Origin of the sequence: Sinorhizobium sp. FG01, assembly GCF_002531875.1 — a bacterium.
Classification (GTDB): Bacteria; Pseudomonadota; Alphaproteobacteria; order Rhizobiales; family Rhizobiaceae; genus Sinorhizobium; species Sinorhizobium fredii_C.
Genome location: NZ_NWTB01000024.1, coordinates 1 through 3,789, shown reverse-complemented (window position 1 = coordinate 3,789; position 3,789 = coordinate 1). Strand labels below are relative to the sequence as shown.

The 3,789-nt window shown below is 58.5% G+C and carries 2 protein-coding genes and 3 pseudogenes; all 5 read left to right on the top strand.

All coding sequences use genetic code 11. The annotated features are described in order from the left end of the window. Positions 1-1,575: extracellular solute-binding protein (locus tag CO656_RS26740; protein WP_097527802.1), on the top strand; the 1,575-nt coding region annotated here is incomplete at its 5' end. A gap of 178 nt (positions 1,576-1,753) precedes the next feature. Then, positions 1,754-1,863 (top strand): annotated as a pseudogene (locus CO656_RS26735) (microcin ABC transporter permease); the annotation flags it as partial. Positions 1,864-1,876: 13 nt separating this feature from the next. Continuing rightward, a pseudogene (locus tag CO656_RS26730) lies at positions 1,877-2,028 on the top strand (glyoxylate/hydroxypyruvate reductase A); the annotation flags it as partial. Positions 2,029-2,237: 209 nt separating this feature from the next. After that, positions 2,238-2,519: pseudogene (locus CO656_RS31475) on the top strand (acyltransferase); the annotation flags it as partial. A 64-nt stretch (positions 2,520-2,583) separates the two neighbouring features. Continuing rightward, a partial coding sequence (locus tag CO656_RS31330) for an acyltransferase family protein (RefSeq protein ID WP_272938882.1) occupies positions 2,584-3,789 on the top strand: 1,206 nt, incomplete at its 3' end.

The following is a 3,789-nucleotide window of genomic DNA, read 5'->3' as shown; positions in this document are numbered from 1 at the left end:
GTCTTCGATACGCTGTTGAAGCCGGCCGATGATGAAATTTCAACAGCCTATGGCTTACTCGCCGAGAGCGTCTCCTTTCCCGAGGACATCTCGTCGGCGACCTTCCGTCTGCGGACCGAGGCGAAATGGGCAGACGGCAAACCGGTGACGCCCGAGGACGTCGTCTTCAGCTTCGAGAAGGCAAAGGAGCTGAACCCGCTCTATCAGAGCTACTACAGGCATGTCGTGAAGTCGGAAAAGACCGGCGACCGCGACGTGACCTTCCACTTCGATGAAAAGAACAATCGCGAACTGCCGCACATTCTCGGCCAGATCCTGATCGTTCCGAAACATTGGTGGGAGGGCAGCGGGCCGGACGGCAAGCCGCGCGACATCAGCCGCACGACGCTCGAGCCGGTCATGGGCTCGGGGCCCTACAAGATCGCTTCGTTCCAGCCGGGCGGCTCGATCCGTTTCGAATTGCGGGACGACTATTGGGGCAAGAACCTCAACGTCAATGTCGGGCAGAACAATTTCAACTCGATCACCTATTCCTTCTTCGGCGATCGCGACGTCGAGTTCGAGGCCTTCCGCTCCGGCAACACCGACTACTGGGTAGAAAACCAGGCAATGCGCTGGGCGACCGGCTTCGACTTCCCGGCGGTGAAGGACGGTCGCGTCAAGCGCGAGGAAATCCCCAACCCGTTCCGGGCAACCGGCGTCATGCAGGCGATGGTGCCGAACATGCGCCGCAAACCCTTCGACGACGAGCGCGTGCGCCAGGCGCTGAACTATGCGCTCGATTTCGAGGAACTGAACCGAACCATCTTCTTCAATCAATACCAGCGCGTAAACAGCTTCTTCTTCGGCACGGAACTCGCCTCATCGGGCCTGCCTAAGGGCGAGGAACTGAAGATCCTCAACGAGGTCAAGGAGCTGGTCCCACCGGAAGTGTTTACGACCCCCTACACCAATCCTGTCGGGGGAACGCCGGAAAAGGCCCGCGACAATCTGCGCCAGGCGATTGCGCTCCTCAAGGAAGCCGGCTTCGAACTCAAGGGCAACCGCATGGTCAACAAGGCGACCGGCAAGCCCTTCGCCTTCGAAATTCTGATAAACAGCCCGGCACTCGAGCGGGTCGCGCTTCCCTATACGCAGAACCTGAAGCGGATTGGTATCGAAGCAAGCGTGCGCATGGTCGATCCGTCGCAATATACCAACCGGGAGCGCGCCTTCGATTACGACATGACCTGGGAGGTCTGGGGCCAGACCTTGAGCCCCGGTAACGAGCAAGCGGATTACTGGGGATCGGAAGCCGCCACACGTCAGGGCTCGCGCAATTATGCCGGCATTTCCGACCCCGGCGTCGACGCGCTCATCCAGCGCGTGATTTTCGCAAAGGATCGGGAGACGCTGGTTGCCGCCACCAAGGCGCTCGACCGTGTGCTGCTCGCCCATAATTACGTCATTCCGCTCTATTACAAGCTGGCCGCCCAAATAGCCTATTGGGACAAGCTGGACCGGCCGCAAGAACTACCGAAATACGGACTCGGCTTCCCCGTTGTGTGGTGGTCCAAGAACGCTGCGAGCCAATGAAGCATTGCACTCAGGGCATCTCTCGATTTCAAAAGCGCGGAGCGAATCACTCAAATACGGGACCAGCTCGGCAGGATGCGACGCGCCAAGGAGTTCAGGGATTGAAACGACATAGACGGCGAACGAGAGCGCCGCCGGTCCCGGCGGTCGGCGGCGCGAATGTGCCGGGGTTCGCCTGATGGGTGCCTATATCCTGCGCCGGCTGCTCCTGATGATTCCAACGATTGTCCGGATCATGGCCATCTCGTTTGCGTCGTGCAATTTGCCCCCGGCGGTCCCGTGGAACAGGCATCGCGGACTGGCACCCGACCTCTTCTCGCGGGCACCGGACCTGAAGGTCGTCTTTTCCGGCGACGCGGGTGTCTATCACGTGCTGACGCTGCCGGGCCTGCCCGACGTGCCGCTAGTTTTCGCTTCGTCGACCGGACGCTGACGAGACGGGTAAGCGAATTCGCCGATCAGTTTCAGCGGACTACGCCGTTTCATCAGGGTTGGCCGGAATGTATCGCGAGTGCGTATGCACGGCCCGCGCAGCATCCATTTGGCAATCGACGATGGTCGTCATCCGTTTTGTCAAATTAGATTCCTGGTTGCGATGGCCAACGCGACGCCGACGACTTTTTGTAACCGGTGAACATACTGAAGAACGTGGAACCTAAGCGATGTACGACTGCAGAAGGCATGAAGTTTGCGTTCTTGCAGCGTGCAACCCCTGCCTGAGTGTCGCTTTTGCGAACCATCCACCTGATCGAAAATCAACAGGTCCTATAATGTCACGAGAATTCCGACCCGATGTCCAGGCTTTGCGGGGTCTAGCTGTTCTGCTGGTTGTGCTTTATCACACCGATGTCGGGCCGTTCGGTTATCTCGGCGTTGATATTTTCTTCGTGATTTCTGGCTTTCTGATCACTGGCCTCATCATGAGGCAGCTCGAGCAATCACAGTTCAGCTTTTGGGGGTTCTATTATCGTCGTGCGAGGCGCCTCTTGCCGGCGGCTTACGTCGTCATTGGCGCTTACGACGATCGCTGCGCCTTTGTTCCTGTCAGATGTGGGCCTGCGGGAGCTCCGAAATCAGGTGTTCGGGGCGCTGACATTTACCGGCAATATAGTTCTATGGTCTCAAGCGGACTATTTCGGCGGAGCCGCAGAAACAAAGCCTCTTCTGCACTTCTGGTCGCTTGCTGTCGAAGAACAGTGTTATCTGGTGCTCCCTGCCTTCTTTGCCTTGGCACCCAAAAGATGGTGGCTGTTGGGCGTTGGCTCGCTACTGGTTGCCAGCGCAATCCTATGTTTCTACGTGGCGTTTCGACATCCGACCGCCGCATTTTATCTTTTGCCGACCCGCTTTTGGGAAATGGCGGTCGGTTCCATCGGGGCTTTGTTGCCCGCTAGCCCTCGGGTGGCTGCCAAGCTCGCGACACTGCGCTTCCCGGCGCTTGGGCTTCTCCTCCTTATTCCCATTGGACCTTCTGGTTTGCAGAACCCTGTCGTGGATGCCGCTTTAGTTTGCGTCGCAACCCTCATTCTCCTGCTGGCGCCCGGCACCGAGAGTGTGGCGGTCCGAGCCATGGCAAAAATAGGGAACATCTCGTATTCGCTCTATCTGATCCATTGGCCGGTGCTGGTCTATGTTCGGGCTGCTTGGCTGTCAGAGCCTCCTGCGGTTGCGATCTACGCGGCAGTTGGCTTCTCAGCTGTCGCGAGCTTAGCTCTTCACCGCTTCGTCGAGAAACCCTTCCGACTGGGAACCGTCACGTCTCATGTGCGAATGACTTCAGGACTCGTCGCCGCAACGGCTCTTCTCGCCTTCGTACCGGCAATGGGCATTGGCGCAACCGAAAGTAGGGTTGGCGTTTCCGACGTCCGGCGGATCAATTACGGCCTGGGAAGAGCATGTGATCTTACCCCAGGATCACCTCCTCAGACTATCCCGGATGCGTGCCAGACGGCGGACAGGCCCGAATTGCTGGTCTGGGGCGATTCATTTGCTATGGCACTTGTTCCCGGCTTGGCCAAAACAGTCGGTGAAGCCGGCCTGGCGCAACTCACCATGAGCGGGTGCCTCCCCGCCATCGGCGTTGCTGCCTTCTCGAGCCGGGCAGCGTCTCCATATCCCCGTGCCTTTGGCGAGGACTGTATTCGCTTCAATGACAGTGTTTTGAGCATCCTGAAGAACCAGCCGGAGATAAGAACCGTTGCAATCTCAAGCCCA